Origin of the sequence: Pararobbsia silviterrae (genome assembly GCF_003628125.1) — a bacterium.
Classification (GTDB): Bacteria; Pseudomonadota; Gammaproteobacteria; order Burkholderiales; family Burkholderiaceae; genus Pararobbsia; species Pararobbsia silviterrae.
On the sequence record NZ_RBZU01000005.1, the window covers coordinates 188,296 to 206,071 of the forward strand.

Here is a 17,776-nt window from a genome sequence, read left to right on the forward strand (position 1 = left end):
CGCGTCGTGCCACGCCGCGCTCAAGCGGCGCGCGCTTTCGCGAGACCGTGGCAAAAATCGACGATGCGCTGCGCGCCTTCCGTACATTCGGCGACTTCCGCGACGAGCGCGATCCGCACGAAGCCGCTGCCGGGGTTCAGACCGTGCGCGTCGCGCGCAAGGTACGAGCCGGGCAGCACCGTCACATTGTAGTCAGCGTAGAGGCGCTTCGCGAACTCGGTGTCCGAGAGTCCCGAGCGCCGGACGTCGACCCACAGGTAGAACGCGGCGTCGGGCAGCTTGACGTCGAGCACGCTCGCGATCATCGGCGTGACGGTCTTGAACTTCGCGGCATACATCGCGCGGTTCTCGACGACGTGGGCTTCGTCGCCCCATGCCGCGACGCTCGCACTCTGCCAAACCGGGCTCAGCGCGCAGCCGTGGTAAGTCCGGTACAGCAGGAAACGCTTGAGGATGGCCGCGTCGCCGGCCACGAAGCCCGAGCGCATGCCGGGCACGTTCGAGCGCTTGGACAGGCTCGACAGCACGACCAGACGCGTCGCGTCGCGTCCGAGCGCGCGAGCGGCCTCGAGGCTGCCGAGCGGCACGCGGTCTTCGTCGAAATAGATTTCGGAGTAGCACTCGTCGGACGCGATGACGAAGCCGTACTTGTCCGAGAGCGCGAACAGCTCGCGCCAGTCGTCGAGCGTGATGACCGCGCCCGTCGGATTGCCGGGGCTGCAGACGTAGAGCAGTTGCGTGCGCGCCCAGACGTCTTCGGGAATGGCTGCGTAATCGCAGGCGAAATTGCGCGCCGGATCGCTGTTCGCGAAATAGGGCGTGGCGCCGGCGAGCAGGGCCGCACCCTCATAGATCTGGTAGAACGGATTCGGACAGACGACGACCGCGCCGGGCCGGCTGCCGTCGACAACCGTTTGTGCGAGCGCGAACAGCGCCTCGCGCGAGCCCGAGACCGGCAGCACCTCGGTGGCCGCGTCGAGCGTGACGCCGTAGCGGCGCGCGATCCAGCCCGCGATCGCCGTGCGCAGCGCTTCGGTGCCCGCGGTCGCCGGATACGAGGCGAGGCCGTCGAGCGAGCCGACGATCGCGTCCTTGATGAGCGCGGGCGTCGCGTGCTTGGGTTCGCCGATGCCGAAGCTGATCGGTTTGAGCGCTGCCGTCGGCGTGACACCCGCGAACAGGACGCGGAGTTTTTCGAACGGATACGTTTGCAGCGTGTCGAGCAGCGGATTCACGAGGTCGGCGGAGTCGAATAGGGTCGTCGGAACGCTCGGGCGCGGTGCGCCGTCGCGGGGCATGCCAGGTCGGCAATTATACCCGTGCGATGCTTCGATTCGAAGCCGGGCCGGTCGAGCCGGACGGCAGCGCCGCGCGGGGCCCGTCGGGCCGGTGCGCGCGTGCCCGAAGCGGGCCCGAAGCGTGCCGGCTGGCCGATGCCCGATGGTATGATTGACCCCCGAACCCGGGCCCGGCGGCTCGCCGCCTCGATGCACGCGGTAAGGCCGGCTTCGATTTTCCCTTTTCAATCAGCGAATTCGCCGTGCGTCTGAACTCGATCAAACTCGCTGGATTCAAATCTTTCGTCGATCCCACGCAATTCCAGGTCCCGGGCCAGCTCGTCGGCGTGGTCGGACCGAACGGGTGCGGCAAATCGAACATCATCGACGCCGTGCGTTGGGTGCTCGGCGAGTCGCGCGCCTCGGAGCTGCGCGGCGAATCGATGCAGGACGTGATTTTCAACGGATCGACGAATCGCAAGCCCGGCAGCCGCGCGAGCGTCGAGCTCGTGTTCGACAACGCCGACGGACGCGCGTCGGGTCAATGGGGCGCCTACGCCGAGATCGCGGTCAAACGCGTGCTCACGCGCGACGGCACGTCGAGCTACTTCATCAACAACATGGCGGCGCGGCGCCGCGATATCCAGGACATCTTCCTCGGCACGGGTCTCGGGCCGCGCGCCTACGCGATCATCGGCCAGGGCATGATCTCGCGGATCATCGAGGCCAAGCCCGAGGATCTGCGCGTGTTCCTCGAAGAAGCCGCGGGCGTCTCGAAGTACAAGGAGCGCCGCCGCGAAACGGAAAACCGCCTCAACGACACGCGCGAGAACCTGACGCGCGTAGAGGACATCCTGCGCGAACTCGGCACGAACCTCGAAAAGCTCGAAGGGCAGGCCGTCGTCGCGCAGAAATTCAAGGAACTGCAGTCCGAGGGCGAGGAAAAGCAGCGCTTGCTCTGGCTGCTGCGCCGTAACGACGCCCTCGACGAGCAGGCGCGTCAGCAGCGCGCGATCGAGGGCGCGCAAATCGATCTCGAAGCGCAGACCGCGAAGCTGCGCGAAGTCGAGGCCGAACTCGAGACGATGCGCGTCGCGCACTATGCGGCGTCCGACGCGATGCAGGGCGCGCAAGGCGGGCTCTACGAGGCGAACGCCGAGGTCAGCCGCCTCGAGGCCGAGATCAAGTTCATCGTCGAATCGCGTAACCGCGCGCAGGCCCAGATCGCCGCGCTGACGGCCCAGCGCGAGCAATGGCATGCGCAGGCCGAAGTCGCGCGCGGCGATCTCGAAGCGGCCGAGGAATCGCTCGCGACCGCGCAGGAGAAAAACGCGCTCGCGCATGACAGCGCCCATGCGCAGAACGATGCGCTGCCCGCGCTCGAAGCGCGCTGGCGCGATGCGCAGTCCGAGCTCAACGATCAGCGCGCGGAAATCTCGCAAGCCGAACAGGCGATCAAGCTCGAAGCCGCGCATCAACGCAATGCGGATCAGCAGCTTCAGCAATTGCAACAGCGCGACGAACGCTTGCGCGCCGAATCGAAGGGCCTCGATGCGCCCGACGAGGCGCAGCTCGAAGAGATGCGCATGCAACTCGCCGAGCACGAAGAAATCCTCGCCGACGCGCAGGGCCGCCTTGCCGAGGCGCAGGAGGCGTTGCCGCGTCTCGAGGATGAACGCCGGGACGCGCAGGCGCGCGTGCAGGCCGAGTCCGCGCGGATCCATCAGATCGAAGCGCGCCTGAGCGCGCTCAAGGCGCTCCAGGAGAACGTCCAGACCGACGGCAAAATCCAGCCGTGGCTCGACAAGCACGAACTCGGCGCGCTGCCGCGGCTCTGGAAGAAACTGCATATCGAGCAGGGTTGGGAAACGGCGCTTGAAGCCGTGCTGCGCGAACGTCTGGCCGCGCTCGAAATCTCGAACCTCGACTGGGTCAAGGCGTTCGCGGCCGATGCGCCGCCCGCGAAGCTCGCGTTTTTCTCGCCGCCGCCGGCCGGCGCGCCGGTGGCGACGCCGAACGGCCTGCGTCCGCTGCTGGCGCTGTTGCGCATCGACGAGCCGGGTCTGCGCGCCGTGCTCAACGAATGGCTGAGCGCGGTGTTCATCGCCGACGACCTCGCGCAGGCGCTGTCGATGCGCGCGCAATTGCCCGAGAACGGTCTGTTCGTCGTCAAGTCGGGCCATCAGGTGACGCGCGTCGGCGTTCAGCTCTATGCGGCGGACACGGAGCAGGCCGGCATGCTCGCCCGCCAGCAGGAGATCGAAAACCTCACGCGCGAAGTGCGCGCGCAGGCGCTGCTCGCCGACGAGGCGAAGACGCTCGCGATTCGCGCCGAAGCCGCGCACTCGCACGCGACGCAGGCGCTCGGCGAACTGCGCGGCGCGTCCGAGCGCGCGACGCAACGCGTGCATGCGCTGCAGCTCGATGTGCTCAAGCTCGCGCAAGCCCACGAGCGCTATGTCGCGCGCAGCACGCAGATCGGCGAGGAACTCGCCGAGATTACCGCGCAGATCGAAGATCAGCGCGCGTTGCGCGCGGAATCGGAAGCGCAGTTCGAGCAGGCCGACGCGCGGCTCGCCGAGGTGCAGGCGCGTTTCGAGGATCAGCAGCTCGCGTTCGAAGCGCTCGACGAGGCGCTCGGACAGGCGCGTCATCAGGCGCGCGAACTCGAACGCGCGGCGCAGCAGGCGCAGTACGAGGAGCGCAACGTGCTTGCGCGCATCGACGAGCTCAAGCGCTCGATCCAGATGGCGCACGACCAGCGCGAACGCCTCGAGGCGACGCTCGAGGACGCGCGCGCCGAACTCGAGACGATCAACGAGCAGACCGCGCATACGGGCCTGCAGGACGCGCTTGAAATTCGCGCCGCGCGCGAAGCGGCGCTGGCCGCCGCGCGCACGGAACTCGACGCGCTCACGCATCAGTTGCGGCAAGCCGATGAAAACCGGCTGACGATCGAGCGCTCGCTGCAGCCGCTGCGCGACCGCATCACCGAACTTCAGCTCAAGGAACAGGCCGCGCGGCTCAACCGCGAGCAGTTCGACGAACAACTTCAGCAGGCCGAGGTCGACGAAGCCGCGCTCGCGACCAAGCTCACGGCGGATCTGAAGCCGTCGTACCTGCAGGGCGAAGTCACGCGCCTGAACAACGCGATCGTCGCGCTGGGTCCCGTCAATATGGCCGCGCTCGACGAACTGACGGCCGCGCGCGAACGCAAGACCTTCCTCGATTCGCAACTCGAAGACCTGACGTCCGCGATCGGCACGCTTGAAGACGCGATTCACAAGATCGATCAGGAAACGCGCGAATTGCTTCAGGGGACGTTCAACGAGGTCAATCATCACTTCGGCGAGCTGTTCCCCAAGCTGTTCGGCGGCGGCCAGGCGAAGCTCATCATGACGGGCGACGAAGTGCTCGACGCGGGCGTGCAGGTCATGGCGCAGCCGCCGGGCAAGAAGAACTCGACGATTCACCTGCTGTCGGGCGGCGAAAAGGCGCTGACCGCGACGGCGCTCGTGTTCGCGATGTTCCAGCTCAATCCCGCGCCGTTTTGCTTGCTCGACGAGGTCGATGCGCCGCTCGACGACGCGAACACGGAGCGCTTCGCGAACCTCGTGCGGTCGATGTCGGACAAGACGCAGTTCCTGTTCATCTCGCATAACAAGATCGCGATGGAAATGGCGCAGCAGCTGATCGGCGTGACGATGCAGGAACAGGGCGTGTCGCGGATCGTGGCCGTCGATATGGAGACCGCGGCCGGATTCGTGCAGCAGGCCGCCTGAGCGCAGATCCGCTCGTGTGCGGCCCGACTCGCGCCGCGACACGCAGAACAACGAATGACGCAGTAGGGCATCGCACCGATGCCTGCGCAATAGCAATGAAGATGGAGCGTGCATGAACGAGTTGCAACTCGGATTGATCGGTGCGGGGGCCGTGATCGTGATCGGCGTCGTGCTTTACAACGCCTGGCAGGGGGCGCGCGTGCGTCGCCGGATGCCGCGTCCGATGCCGCCCGAAGTCGCCGAGCAGACGCGCGCGGTTCCCGATATCTCCGATGACCGCCCGTTTATCGAGCCCGCGTATACCGCGCCGCGTCCGCAGCCCGGGTCGCCCGCGGTGCCGGCTGCGCCGCCGCCGGCAAGCGGTGCGCCGGACCGGCGCGAACCGACGTTCGGCCCGGACGCGCTCGACGAACGGCGCGAGCCGACGCTAGGCGGCGATACCTTCGGTGAAATGGATCCGGCCGAGGCCGCGCTCGCGCAGGAGCCGCAGGCCGCCGGCGACGCGACGGACGGCGTGATGGACAGCGTGACGGGCGATGCGACTGCCGAAGCGGGTGCGCAGGCGCATGGCGAATCGGCCCCTGCGCCGCACGCCGCGGACGCGACCGCCGCCGGGACTGCCGCGGATGCCGAGGCCGACCCCGCTCATTCGAACGCGTCGAACTCGTCGAGCACGCCGAATCCGCAACCCGCCGCTTCGGCCCAGCCGGGCTGGGTCGATCACCGGATCGATTGCGTCGTGCTGCTGCGCATTCCGATGTCGGTCATGGGCGACAAGGTAATTCCGCTCGCGCAGCGCATTCGCCGCGCGGGCAGCAAGCCCGTCTATATCGAAGGTCAGCGCGAGAGCGACGACGGATGGGAGAGCCTGCAGTCGGGCACGCGCTATCGCGAACTGCGCGCGGCCGTTCAGCTCGCGAATCGTTCGGGCGCGCTCAATGAGCTTGAGTTCTCGGAGTTCGTGACGGGGGTGCAGTCGCTCGCGGATGCGATCGATGCGGCGCCCGAGTTTCCCGACATGATCGAGACCGTCGCGATGGCGCGCGAGCTCGACGCGTTCGCCGCGCAATGCGATGCGCAGCTCTCGATCAATGTGATGTCGGACGGTGCGCCGTGGTCGGCGAATTACGTGCAGGCGGTCGCGGCGCAGGACGGGCTGCTGCTGTCGCGCGACGGCACGCGCTTCGTCAAGCTCGACGTCCGGCAAAGCCCGATCTTCATGCTGCAGTTCGGCGAGACGAACTTCCTGCGCGACGACCTTACGTTCAAGGGCGGGCAGATGATCACGCTGCTGCTCGACGTGCCGGTCGCCGACGAAGACATCCTGCCGTTCCGGCTCATGTGCGACTACGCCGCTTCGCTTTCGCAGCGCATCGGAGCGCGCGTCGTCGACGATCAGCGCCGCACGCTGCCCGAGTCGGCGCTCGAAGCGATCGAGAAGCAGTTGCTCACGCTCTACGCGAAACTCGAACACGCGGGGATCCCGGCAGGGTCCGCGGCGGCGCGCCGTTTGTTCAGCAATTGAGATTCGGGCACTGAGATTCGGCGGCCGACGTTCGGCGACCGAGGTTCGGCGACTGACCGGAGCCCCCGATCGGGGCCATGCACGGCGGTGCCCGGCGCGCGAGCGGCTGCTTGGAGACCTGAAGCGCGTCGGCGCGGACCGGATGCTGCGTGTCGTCGCACCCAGGACGACGCGGCGCGCAGGCGTGTCGCCGACATCCGGGCGCCCTGCGGCGCCGTGTCCGGATCGGTCGTTGTGCCAACTGGCAAAAGAGACGCAAAGCGGTAGGATGCACTGCATGGTGCGCGCCGCGCGCGCGCGAAATCCACCTTCACTGACCGATGAACGAGTCCCCCTCCATTCCGCCGGCCGAGCGCCCCGACGAGCGTGTGCAATGGCTGCGCGCGGAGATCGAGCGCAACAACTACGCGTATTACGTGCTCGATGCGCCCGAGCTGCCCGATTCGGCATTCGATGCGCTGTATCGCGAACTCGAGCATATCGAGGCCGAGCATCCCGAACTCGTGACGCCGGATTCGCCGACGCAGCGCGTCGGCGGTCAGGCGGCGGCGGGCTTTACGCCGGTCACGCATGCGGTGCCGATGTTGTCGCTCAACAATGGCTTCGAGGACGAGGACATCGTCGCGTTCGATCGGCGTTGCGCGGAAGGGCTCAAGCATGAGGGCACGCCCGTCGAGTATTCGGCCGAACTCAAGTTCGACGGACTCGCGATTTCGCTGCGCTACGTGAACGGCGTCTTCGAGCAGGCCGCGACGCGCGGCGATGGCGCGACGGGCGAGGATGTCACGGCCAACGTTCGCACGATCCGCTCGCTGCCGTTGCGGCTCAAGGGCGCGCAGGTGCCGGCCGTGCTCGAGGTGCGCGGCGAAGTGCTGATGTTCAAGCGCGATTTCGCGAAGCTCAACGAACGCCAGCGCGCGGCCGAGCAGAAAGAGTTCGCGAATCCGCGCAACGCGGCGGCCGGCAGTCTGCGCCAGCTCGATTCGAAGATCACGGCGTCGCGGCCCCTGTCGTTTTTCGCGTATGGGATCGGCGTGCTCGAAGGCGCGGCGATGCCCGACACGCACGAGGCGCTGCTGGCCTGGTACACGGCGCTCGGCATCCCCGTCTGTCCCGAGCGCGCGGTCGTCGAAGGCGCGGACGGTCTGCTGGCGTTCTTCCGCGCGATGGGGCAGAAACGCGAATCGCTTGCCTACGATATCGACGGGGTCGTCTACAAGGTCAATCGCCGCGACGAGCAGGACGCGCTCGGCTTCGTTTCGCGCGCGCCGCGCTTTGCGCTCGCGCACAAATTCCCCGCGCAGGAGGCCTTGACGCGGCTCGTCGCGATCGACGTGCAGGTGGGCCGCACGGGCGCGATCACGCCCGTTGCGCGGCTCGAGCCCGTGTTCGTCGGCGGCGCGACGGTGACGAACGCGACGCTGCACAACGAGGACGAAGTCCGCCGCAAGGACATCCGGATCGGCGATACGGTCATCATCCGGCGCGCGGGCGACGTGATACCCGAGGTCGTCGGCGCGGTGCTCGACCGGCGGCCCGCCGATGCGCGCGAGTTCGTGATGCCCACGCAGTGTCCGGCGTGCGGCTCGGCGATCGAGCGCTTGCCTGACGAGGCGATCGCGCGCTGCACGGGCGGACTGATCTGCCCCGCGCAGGTCAAGCAGGCGATCTGGCATTTCGCGCAGCGCCGCGCGATCGATATCGACGGCCTCGGCGACAAGATCATCGATCAGCTCGTCGACGAGAAGCTCGTGCGCACGCCGGCCGATCTGTTCGGTCTCGGATTCGCGACGCTCGTCGGGCTTGAACGGCTCGGCGAGAAGTCGGCGCAGAACCTGCTCGACGCGCTCGACAAGGCGAAGCAGACGACGCTCGCGCGCGTTATCTACGCGCTCGGCATCCGCCATGTCGGCGAGAGCACGGCGAAGGAATACGCACGCTTTTTCGGCGCGCTCGATCCGCTGATGGACGCAAGCGTCGAGCAGTTGCTCGAAGTGCCCGACGTCGGGCCGATCGTGGCCGAAGCGACGCGGCATTTTTTTGCGGAGCCGCATAACCGGACCGTCATCGACCAGCTGCGTGCGCCGAATCGGCTCACGTGGACCGAGGGGCCGCCCGCGCCGCGCGCGCCGCTCGGCGTGCTCGCGGGCAAGACCGTCGTGCTCACGGGGACCTTGCCGACGCTCTCGCGCGACGACGCCAAGGCGATGCTCGAAGCCGCGGGAGCCAAAGTCGCGGGCTCCGTGTCGAAGAAGACAGACTATGTCGTGGCCGGCGCCGAAGCTGGCAGCAAGCTCGCGAAGGCCGAGGAACTCGGCATCGCGGTTCTCGATGAAGATGGCATGCGAAAGCTCCTGGAGGGAGAATCGACATGATTCGTGAGATTCTGAAGATGGGCGATCCGCGTCTGCTGCGCATCGCCGCGCCTGTTGAACACTTCGATACGCCGGAGCTTCATGCGCTGGTCGAGGACATGTTCGACACGATGCGCGCGGCCAGCGGCGCCGGGCTTGCGGCCCCTCAGATCGGCGTCGACCTGCAGGTCGTGATTTTCGGATTCGGCCAGAATGCCCGGTATCCCGATGCGCCGACGGTGCCCGAGACCGTGCTGATCAATCCGACGATCACGCCCGTGTCGCAGGATATGGAGGAGGGCTGGGAAGGCTGTCTGTCCGTGCCCGGCATGCGCGGGGCCGTGAACCGGTATTCGATGCTGCGCTACGAGGGATTCGACCAGTACGGGCAGCCGATCGACCGCGTCGCCGAGGGATTTCATGCGCGCGTGGTCCAGCACGAGTGCGATCACCTGATCGGCAAGCTCTATCCGATGCGCGTGACCGATTTTGCGAAGTTCGGGTTCACGAGCGTGCTGTTTCCCGATCTGGATCCGGCGGCCGCCGACGACTGACTGAGCGCGGCCGCCGCGCGATGCGTGTCGTTATCGATGTCGGCATCGGCATCGGCATCGGCATCGGCATCGGCATCGGCATCGGCATTCCGACGTGGCGTCGGGGACCGGGCCGCCGCGAAACCGTTCCCGAGGACGGTGTGTCGTGTCGTTTGAGCCGCGCCGTCCGCGCGGCGCGCGCACCCGTAAGGCGACGCATGCGCGGGGCGTTCGGGATGCGCGTCATGCCGGGCGGCGCGGCCCGGGCATGACGTGCGTGTCGTCGACGGCGCTTCAGGCGATATCGCCGAACGATTCGTCGGCGCGCAGATAGCGCCATTGTCCGGCCGGCAGCGCGCCGAGCATGACCTTGCCGATACGTACGCGCTTGAGCCCCACGACCTCAAGACCGACGAGTTCGCACATCCGGCGGATCTGCCGCTTTTTCCCTTCACGAAGCACGAAGCGGAGCTGTTCGGGGTTCTGCCATTCGACCTCGGCAGGCCGCAGCGGCTGGTCGTCGAGCGACAGACCGTGGCAGAGCAGCGCAAGCCGCTCGGCCGGGAAGGCCGATTGAACGTCGCGGTCGAGGCCGTTGTACGTCACGCGCACGAGATATTCCTTGTCGACCTCGGAATCCGCGCCGATCAACTGCCGCGCGACGCGTCCGTCCTGGGTCATCACGAGCAGGCCCGTCGAGTCGATATCGAGCCGGCCCGCGGGCGCGAGCGAGCGCAGGTGCGAGGCGCGGAAGCGCGTCCCGGATGCATCGTCGGCCCATTGCGTTTCGGCCGTGATCAGCGCGGCGGCCGGCAGGTAGTCGTCCTCGGGTTGACCCGACACATAGCCGACCGGCTTGTGGATCAGGATCGTGACCTGGTCGGCCTGCTGTTGGCGCGCGGCGGGCAGGATCTCGATCTGCTGGTCGGGGCGGACCTTCGTGCCGAGCGTATCGACACGTTTGCCGTCGACGAGGACCCAACCCTTTTCGATCCATTCGTCGGCTTCGCGTCGTGAGCAAAGGCCGAGTTCGGACATGCGCTTCGACAGCCGTAGCATGCCGGTTTCTTCGCCGAAGTCTGTGGCGGCGTCGCGGTCGGCGTCGCGATCGGCGGGTGCTGTTGTGCGTGCGCGCGGCGACGGCGCGCCGTGCGATGCATCGCCGCGCGGACTCGGGACATGGGAGCGGCGCGGTGCGCCGGCCGTGTTCGTGACGACACGGCGCGGCGTCTCGCCTTCAAGGCGAGGGCGGCGCGGGGCATCGCCGTCGGCACGCGGACGACGCGGTGCGTCGGTATCGAAACGCGGCTTGCGAGGCGCATCGCCGTCGGCGCGCGGACGACGCGGTGCGTCAGCATCGAAACGCGGTTTGCGCGGGGCGTCGCCATCGGCGCGCGGACGACGCGGTGCGTCAGCATCGAAACGTGGCTTGCGCGGGGCATCGCCATCGGCACGCGGACGACGCGGTGCGTCGGCATCGAAACGCGGCTTGCGCGGGGCATCGCCATCGGCGCGCGGACGACGCGGTGCGTCAGCGTCGAAACGTGGCTTGCGCGGGGCATCGCCATCGGCGCGCGGACGGCGCGGTGCGTCAGCATCGAAACGCGGCTTGCGCGGAGCATCGCCATCAGTGCGCGGACGACGCGGTGCGTCAGCATCGAAACGCGGCTTGCGCGGGGCATCGCCATCGGCGCGCGGACGACGCGGTGCGTCAGCATCGAAACGCGGCTTGCGCGGGGCATCGCCATCGGCACGCGGACGACGCGGTGCGTCGGCATCGAAACGCGGCTTGCGCGGGGCATCGCCGTCGGCACGCGGACGACGCGGTGCGTCAGCATCGAAACGCGGCTTGCGCGGGGCATCGCCGTCGGCACGCGGGCGGCGCGGTGCGTCAGCGTCGAAACGCGGCTTGCGAGGAGCATCGCCATCGGCACGCGGACGACGCGGCGCGTCGCTGTCGGTGCGCGGCTTGCGCGAGCCGGGCGCCGCGTCCGCACTGCGTGTGCGCGGACCGCCGCCCGCGCGTTCGGGTGTCGCGAGCGGTTTGCGCGGCGCGCCGGGCCGCACGGGCGCGCGGCGCGCATCAGAGGTCCGCGGATGTTTCGCAGTGAGTTTTTCACGCATGATCTGTGTTCAATACGGGGAGGCGCGATGCAACGCGTCGAGCCTCGAGTTATTCGATTGCGCCGAAGCAGGCTTCGGCGCTTGAGATGAATTGTAGAAGCCGGTACAGATTCGACCAGCCCGGCGCCTCGTGACGCACGCGCCGCGAGGCGCGCCGGCAGCGCACACAGCGATCGGTTCGGCGTCCCGCGTACGGCCTCGGTTCGTGGCCGCCACCCGACGTCGATGCGCCTCGATGCATATCGATCACCACCCGGCCGTCTTTACTGTCTCCGGCGAGCCGCAAACGGAGCGGTCATCCGGCAGCGCGGTCACCCACGATCACGCGGACATCTGAGTCGCGATCCCGCCACGTGCAGACATCCACATGCGCGTCGCTTCAGACCGCGATCGCCTTGAGCAGCTCCGTTTCGAGCTTGATCTGCAGCTTGCCGTCGTTGAGCGCGCTGCCATGGAGCAAGAACACGTCCTCGACACGTTCGCCGAGCGTGTTGATGCGCGCCGCGTGCAGCCCGATCCGATGTTGCGCGAGCACGCGCGCGATCGAATACAGCAAGCCCGGCCGATCGTTGGCCGAGACCGACAGGATGTAATACTGCCCGCGTTCGTCGGCGCGCAGATCCACACGCGGCGTCGCCGGGAACGTGCGCGACAGGCGTGAAAGACGGCCCTTCGACGGCTCGGGCAACGCGGCGTCATGCTGACTCAGCGCGTCCGCGAGCTGACGCTCGACGAGATTCGCGATGTCGCGCGCATGCAGCTCGGGGTCGCTGTGCTCGATGAGGAAGTTATCGAGCGCGTATCCGTGACGCGTCGTATTGATCTGCGCATCGAGCACCGACAATCCCGAATGGTCGAAATAGCTGCAGATCGACGCGAACAGATCGGGCCGGTCCTTGACGTAGACGAGCACCTGGAGACTGTTGCTGATCGCCGCCGGACGCGCGCGCACGATCGGCGTGGGCGTTTCGACGTGACGCATGAGTTCGCGCGTCTGCCAGGCGATTTCCGACGCATCCTGCCGCAGGAAATAGGCGACGTCGAGCTGCTTCCAGAGCGCGAGATGCGCGCCTTCGGGCTGCGCCTCGAGGCGCAACAGCGTGAGCGCTTCTTCCTGACGCGTCTTGAGCGCGGCATGGGCATCGGGCTTCGCGCCGCCGAGCACGCGCAGCGTGATCCGGTACAGGTCCTCGAGCAGCTTGCCCTTCCACGCGTTCCAGACCTTCGGACTCGTGCCGCGAATATCGGCGACCGTCAGCAGATAGAGCGCGGTCAGACGGCGCTCGTTGCGCACGAGGCTCGCGAACCGCTTGATGACTTCCGGATCGCTCATGTCCTGCTTTTGCGCGATCTGGCTCATCGTCAGATGATGCTGGACGAGCCAGACGACGAGCTCCGTGTCCTCTTCGTCGATGTCGTGGTCGCGGCAGAATCGTCGCGCGTCGGCCATGCCGAGCGTCGAATGATCGCCGCCGCGTCCCTTCGCGATGTCATGGAACAGCGCCGCGACGTAGAGCACCCAGGGACGCTCGAAATCCGCGCTCAACTGGCTGCAGAACGGGTATTCATGCGCATGCTCGGGCACGAGAAAGCGCCGGATATTGCGCAACACCATGAGGATGTGCTGATCGACCGTGTAGACGTGATAGAGGTCGTGCTGCATCTGTCCGACGATGCGCCGGAAATTGAGCAGGTAGCGGCCGAGCACGCTCGTCTGGTTCAGCAGGCGCATCGCGTGCGTGATGCCGGCCGGCTGCTTGATGATCTGCATGAACAGCTTGCGGTTGACCGGATCGCGGCGCCAATGCACATCCATCTTCTCGCGCGCGTTGTAGAGCGCGCGCAGCGTGCGCGCCGACAGGCCCTTGATGCCCGGCGTCTGCTCGTAAAGCAGGAACGGTTCGAGAATCGTGTTCGGTTCGCGCACGAACACGTCGTCCGAGACGATCTCGATCATCCCTTGCTTCTCGACGAAATGCTCCGAGAACACGCGCGTGATCTTGCTCGTCGACGGGAACAGCTGCGCTTCGATGTTCTGCAGCAGGATCGTCGCGAGCTGGGTGACCGCCTTCGCCGCCCAGTAGTAATGGCGCATCATCTGCTCGCTGACGCGCTTGGTCGGCTTCGCCTTGAAGCCGAGGCGCTCGGCGAGCGCGGTCTGCAGGTCGAACACGAGAATGTCCTGACGCCGTCCCGCGAGCACGTGCAGATGCGTGCGCAGCCGCTTGAGAAAACCCTCGTTGCGCGCGAGCTCGCGCGCCTCGCGCTCGGTGATCAGGCCGCGCGCCTCGAGTTCCGACCAACTGTTGCCGAACTCCGCCGCGCGCGTGATCCAGATGATCAACTGGAGATCGCGCAAGCCGCCGGGGCTCTCCTTGCAGTTCGGTTCGAGGCTGTACGGCGAGTCCTGGTACTTCGCATGGCGCTGGCGCATTTCGAGCAGCTTGGCCGTGAAGAACGCGCGCGGATCGAGCGCCTCGCGGAACTGCGCGGCGAAGCGCGCATAGGTCGCATCGTCGCCCGTGATGCGCCGCGATTCGAGCAGCGAGGTCCGCACGGTCACATCGTTGGCCGCCTCGTCGAGGCATTGCTCGACGGTGCGCACGCTGCTGCCGACGTCGAGTCCGAGATCCCATCCCATGCCGATAAAGCGCTCGACGCGCCGTTCCGTCTCCTCGTCGGGCGCCGTGTCGAGCAGCACGAGGATGTCGATATCGGAGTAGGGCGCGAGCTCTCCGCGGCCGTAGCCGCCGACGGCCACGAGCGCCGCGGTGGCCGGCAACGCGCAGCTTGCCCAGGCGCTCGCGAGCACGCGATCGACATGTCGCGCGAGGCCGTGCGTGAGGGTCTCCACGTGGCCCTTCGCGAGAAAGGTCTCGATGAGTTGGGCCTTGGCGGTCTTGAGTTCCGCGCGCATCGCGGCCGTATCGGCCGTATGCGGGATCGAGTCGGGGGCGAGCGAGGCGTTCACGCGGCGGCGGTCAGCAAAGAGTCGGGTTTGGCCTGTACGCCGGCCGATACGGTCAGCACCTCGTAGCCGGTCTCGGTCACGAGCACGGTGTGCTCCCACTGCGCGGACAGACTCCGGTCGCGCGTCTTGACCGTCCATTGGTCGGGCATCGTGCGGATTTCGCGCTTGCCCGCGTTGATCATCGGTTCGATCGTGAAGATCATGCCGGCTTCGAGCTCGATGCCCGTGCCCGCGCGGCCATAGTGGAGCACCTGCGGTTCGTCGTGGAATACGGTGCCGATCCCGTGGCCGCAGTATTCGCGCACGACGCTGAAATTCTGCGCTTCGGCATGTTTCTGGATCGCGTGGCCGATGTCGCCGAGATGCGCGCCCGCGCGAACCTGCGCGATACCGAGCCACATGCATTCGAACGTCGTTTGGACCAGCCGCTTCGCGAGGATCGAGCCTTCGCCGACGATGAACATCCGGCTCGTGTCGCCGTAGTAGCCGTCCTTGATGACCGTAATGTCGAGATTGACGATGTCGCCGTTCTTCAGGACCTTGTCGCCCGGAATGCCGTGGCAGATCACGTCGTTGACCGACGTGCAGATCGCCTTCGGGTAGGGCGGGTAACCGGGCGGCTGATAGTTGAGCGGCGCGGGGGTCGTGCCCTGGACCGTCAGCATGTACTCGTGGCAGAGGCGGTCGAGTTCGCCCGTCGAGATGCCGGGCTTGACGAACGGCGTGATGTAGTCGAGCACTTCTGCGCCCAAGCGGCAGGCCACGCGCATTTTCTCGATATCGGTGGCGGTTTTCGGTGTGGCGGTCATGGCGGCGGGCGTTCGGCAGAGAATCGTGATCCGGCGATTATCGCACCTTGCCCGATGATTTTTCATATTCGGGCGGCTTGAGGCCCCAAACCAGCCGATGCTATACTCTCGGGCTAGGCTTTGTAGGAAATGCCTTGGCCGTCCTCATTCGGCGGGATCTGCGTGTCATGTGCGCGCGGCAACCGCTCAGTCATCGTGTTTTGATCGATTTTTCCCACATTTTGAGAATGCGGGGTCGATTGGAAAGCGAGGCTGATCGCGAAAGCGAACGAGAAACGGGGCACGATCGGCCGGGCTCGACTTGCGAGGCCGAATACCCGAGCCGGCGCACCCAGGGTGTCTGCCGGATCCGCGTTCCGGGCGCGTTGCGTTGTGCGCAGCGCCCGAGATCGCGATCCGCGGATGTCGCAGCCGGCTTCAGACCCTAACCCTTTCGGAGAATTCGAATGGCAGTAACGATGCGTCAGATGTTGGAAGCCGGTGTCCACTTTGGTCACCAAACGCGCTTCTGGAACCCGAAGATGGCTCCGTTCATTTTCGGCCACCGCAACAAGATTCACATCATCAACCTCGAAAAGACGCTGCCGATGTACAACGACGCACTGAAGTACGTGCGTCAACTCGCAGCGAACCGGGGCACGATCCTGCTGGTCGGCACGAAGCGTCAGTCGCGCGACACGATCGCCGCTGAAGCGGCCCGCGCCGGCATGCCGTATGTCAATACGCGCTGGCTCGGCGGCATGCTGACGAACTTCAAGACGCTGAAGTCGTCGATCAAGAAGCTCAAGGACATGGAAACGGCGCTCGAAGCCGGCGAAACCGAACGCATGAGCAAGAAGGAAGCGCTCATGTTCGAACGCGAAATGGCCAAGCTCGAGAAGTCGATCGGCGGCGTCAAGGACATGGGCGGCATTCCGGACGCGATTTTCGTGGTCGACGTCGGCTACCACAAGATTGCGATCACCGAAGCGAACAAGCTCGGCGTGCCCGTGATCGCCGTGGTCGATACGAACCACTCGCCCGAAGGCGTCGACTACGTGATCCCGGGTAACGACGACGCGAGCAAGGCTGTCGCGCTGTACGTGCAAGGTATCGCCGATGCGATCCTCGAAGGCCGTGCGAACGCCGTCAAGGACGTCGTCGAAGCCGTGCGCAACAACGAAGACGGCGACGAGTTCGTCGAAGTCAACGAGGGCTGATCCTCGATGGCCAGCCGGCGCGCAGACCGGTCTGAACAAGAGGGGGCTGTGAGCCCCCTTTTTTTAGACTCCGCGCGGCGCGGCGTCGCGCGATTGCCCGGGGAGTCACCGGGATGTCGCGCGGCCGTGCTTCGATAGGCGCCGGCCGGTGGCGAAGCAACGCAGCACCGAATTTGTTTCGTCCGGATCGATCCGGACGAAGACGTGAAATCCTGATTGAGGAGCAGACGATGGCGGCAATTACCGCAGCCCTGGTGGGCGAACTGCGCGCGAAGACCGACGCGCCGATGATGGAATGCAAGAAGGCACTGACCGAAGCCGACGGCGATATCGTTCGTGCCGAGGAAATCCTCCGCGTCAAGCTCGGCAACAAGGCCAGCAAGGCCGCGTCGCGCGTGACGGCTGAAGGGATCGTGGCGCAATACGTCGCCGGCAACGTCGGCGTGCTCGTCGAGCTGAATTGCGAAACCGACTTCGTCTCGAAGAACGACGATTTCCTCGCGTTCGGCGCGGGCGTCGCTGAAGTCATCGCGAAGCAGAACCCGGCCGACGTCGCGGCGCTGTCCGCGCTGCCGCTCGAAAGCGCGACGGTCGACGCCGTGCGTACGGCGCTCGTCGGCAAGATCGGCGAAAACCTCTCGATCCGTCGTTTCGTGCGCTACGAAACCGCGGGTCAGATCGCGACCTATCTGCACGGCACGCGGATCGGCGTGATCGTCGACTACACGGGCGGCGACGCTCAGGTCGGCAAGGATGTCGCGATGCATATTGCGGCGATGAAGCCGGTGTCGGTGTCGTCGGCGGACGTGCCGGCCGATCTGATCGAAAAGGAACGCAGCATCGCGTCGCAGAAGGCCGCCGAGTCGGGCAAGCCGGCTGAAATCGTCGCGAAGATGGTCGAAGGCAGCGTGCAGAAGTTCCTCAAGGAAGTTTCGCTGCTGAACCAGCCGTTCGTTCGTAACGACAAGGAAACGGTCGAGCAGGTGCTCAAGGCCGCCGGCGCGAAGGTCAACGCATTCGCGCTGTACGTCGTCGGCGAAGGCATCGAAAAGCGCCAGGACGACTTCGCCGCCGAAGTCGCCGCGCAAGTCGCCGCCGCGCAAAAGGGCTGATCGCCCCGATCCGCCAGGTCCGACGCCTCGCCGGGGTGTCGGATCGCAACGCCCGCCAAGGCGCGAACCGCCGATGCGGGCGTATTTACA

General features: G+C 66.6%; 11 protein-coding genes. 6 read left to right on the forward strand and 5 right to left on the reverse strand.

Going from position 1 to position 17,776, the window contains the following annotated elements; translation table 11 throughout:
* Positions 1 to 20 precede the first annotated feature (20 nt).
* On the reverse strand, positions 21 to 1,235 hold the full coding sequence (gene dapC / locus D7S86_RS13395) for a succinyldiaminopimelate transaminase (RefSeq protein ID WP_205962809.1): 1,215 nt from the start codon (positions 1,233 to 1,235) through the stop codon (positions 21 to 23).
* A gap of 305 nt (positions 1,236 to 1,540) precedes the next feature.
* On the opposite strand from dapC, the gene smc reads away from it, so the two are divergent.
* From smc to def, 4 genes are all read left to right on the forward strand, one after another.
* Positions 1,541 to 5,059: a chromosome segregation protein SMC gene (smc, locus tag D7S86_RS13400; RefSeq protein ID WP_121087216.1), complete on the forward strand. Its 3,519-nt coding sequence runs from the start codon at positions 1,541 to 1,543 to the stop codon at positions 5,057 to 5,059.
* Positions 5,060 to 5,171: 112 nt separating this feature from the next.
* On the forward strand, positions 5,172 to 6,584 hold the full coding sequence (locus tag D7S86_RS13405; protein WP_121087218.1) for a cell division protein ZipA C-terminal FtsZ-binding domain-containing protein: 1,413 nt from the start codon (positions 5,172 to 5,174) through the stop codon (positions 6,582 to 6,584).
* A gap of 320 nt (positions 6,585 to 6,904) precedes the next feature.
* Entirely contained in the window at positions 6,905 to 8,959 is a 2,055-nt protein-coding gene (gene ligA, locus D7S86_RS13410; protein ID WP_121087220.1) for an NAD-dependent DNA ligase LigA, read from the forward strand.
* Complete coding sequence (gene def / locus D7S86_RS13415; protein WP_121087222.1) at positions 8,956 to 9,492, forward strand: peptide deformylase; 537 nt, start codon at positions 8,956 to 8,958, stop codon at positions 9,490 to 9,492. The genes ligA and def overlap by 4 nt, the downstream gene beginning before the upstream one ends.
* 273 nt (positions 9,493 to 9,765) lie before the next feature.
* Here the strand turns inward: def and D7S86_RS13420 are convergent, their stop codons facing one another.
* The 4 genes from D7S86_RS13420 to D7S86_RS29815 form a co-directional block, all read right to left on the reverse strand.
* Positions 9,766 to 11,595 (reverse strand): pseudouridine synthase, encoded by a 1,830-nt coding sequence (locus tag D7S86_RS13420; protein WP_121087224.1) that lies wholly within the window; start codon positions 11,593 to 11,595, stop codon positions 9,766 to 9,768.
* A 379-nt stretch (positions 11,596 to 11,974) separates the two neighbouring features.
* Complete coding sequence (locus tag D7S86_RS13430; protein ID WP_121087227.1) at positions 11,975 to 14,566, reverse strand: [protein-PII] uridylyltransferase; 2,592 nt, start codon at positions 14,564 to 14,566, stop codon at positions 11,975 to 11,977.
* The gene (map, locus tag D7S86_RS13435; protein ID WP_121087228.1) at positions 14,563 to 15,375 is read right to left on the reverse strand and encodes a type I methionyl aminopeptidase; all 813 of its coding nucleotides are present in this window, start codon (positions 15,373 to 15,375) and stop codon (positions 14,563 to 14,565) included. Before map ends, D7S86_RS13430 begins: the two co-directional genes overlap by 4 nt.
* 113 nt (positions 15,376 to 15,488) lie before the next feature.
* Entirely contained in the window at positions 15,489 to 15,872 is a 384-nt protein-coding gene (locus D7S86_RS29815; protein ID WP_166444123.1) for a hypothetical protein, read from the reverse strand.
* Here D7S86_RS29815 and rpsB point away from each other — a divergent pair.
* On the forward strand, positions 15,822 to 16,574 hold the full coding sequence (gene rpsB / locus D7S86_RS13440; protein WP_121087230.1) for a 30S ribosomal protein S2: 753 nt from the start codon (positions 15,822 to 15,824) through the stop codon (positions 16,572 to 16,574). The two genes, D7S86_RS29815 and rpsB, sit on opposite strands and share 51 nt — an antisense overlap.
* A 230-nt stretch (positions 16,575 to 16,804) precedes the next feature.
* The gene (tsf, locus tag D7S86_RS13445) at positions 16,805 to 17,686 is read left to right on the forward strand and encodes a translation elongation factor Ts (protein ID WP_121087232.1); all 882 of its coding nucleotides are present in this window, start codon (positions 16,805 to 16,807) and stop codon (positions 17,684 to 17,686) included.
* The last annotated feature ends 90 nt before the right edge of the window (positions 17,687 to 17,776 follow it).

What these genes read in the sequence shown, in the direction of transcription:
- D7S86_RS13405 (WP_121087218.1), top strand. Translation starts at nt 5,172, where the DNA reads ATGAACGAGTTGCAACTCGGATTGATCGGTGCGGGGGCCGTGATCGTG.
- ligA (WP_121087220.1), top strand. Translation starts at nt 6,905, where the DNA reads ATGAACGAGTCCCCCTCCATTCCGCCGGCCGAGCGCCCCGACGAGCGT.
- def (WP_121087222.1), top strand. Translation starts at nt 8,956, where the DNA reads ATGATTCGTGAGATTCTGAAGATGGGCGATCCGCGTCTGCTGCGCATC.
- D7S86_RS13420 (WP_121087224.1), bottom strand. Translation starts at nt 11,595, where the DNA reads ATGCGTGAAAAACTCACTGCGAAACATCCGCGGACCTCTGATGCGCGC.
- map (WP_121087228.1), bottom strand. Translation starts at nt 15,375, where the DNA reads ATGACCGCCACACCGAAAACCGCCACCGATATCGAGAAAATGCGCGTG.
- rpsB (WP_121087230.1), top strand. Translation starts at nt 15,822, where the DNA reads ATGGCAGTAACGATGCGTCAGATGTTGGAAGCCGGTGTCCACTTTGGT.
- tsf (WP_121087232.1), top strand. Translation starts at nt 16,805, where the DNA reads ATGGCGGCAATTACCGCAGCCCTGGTGGGCGAACTGCGCGCGAAGACC.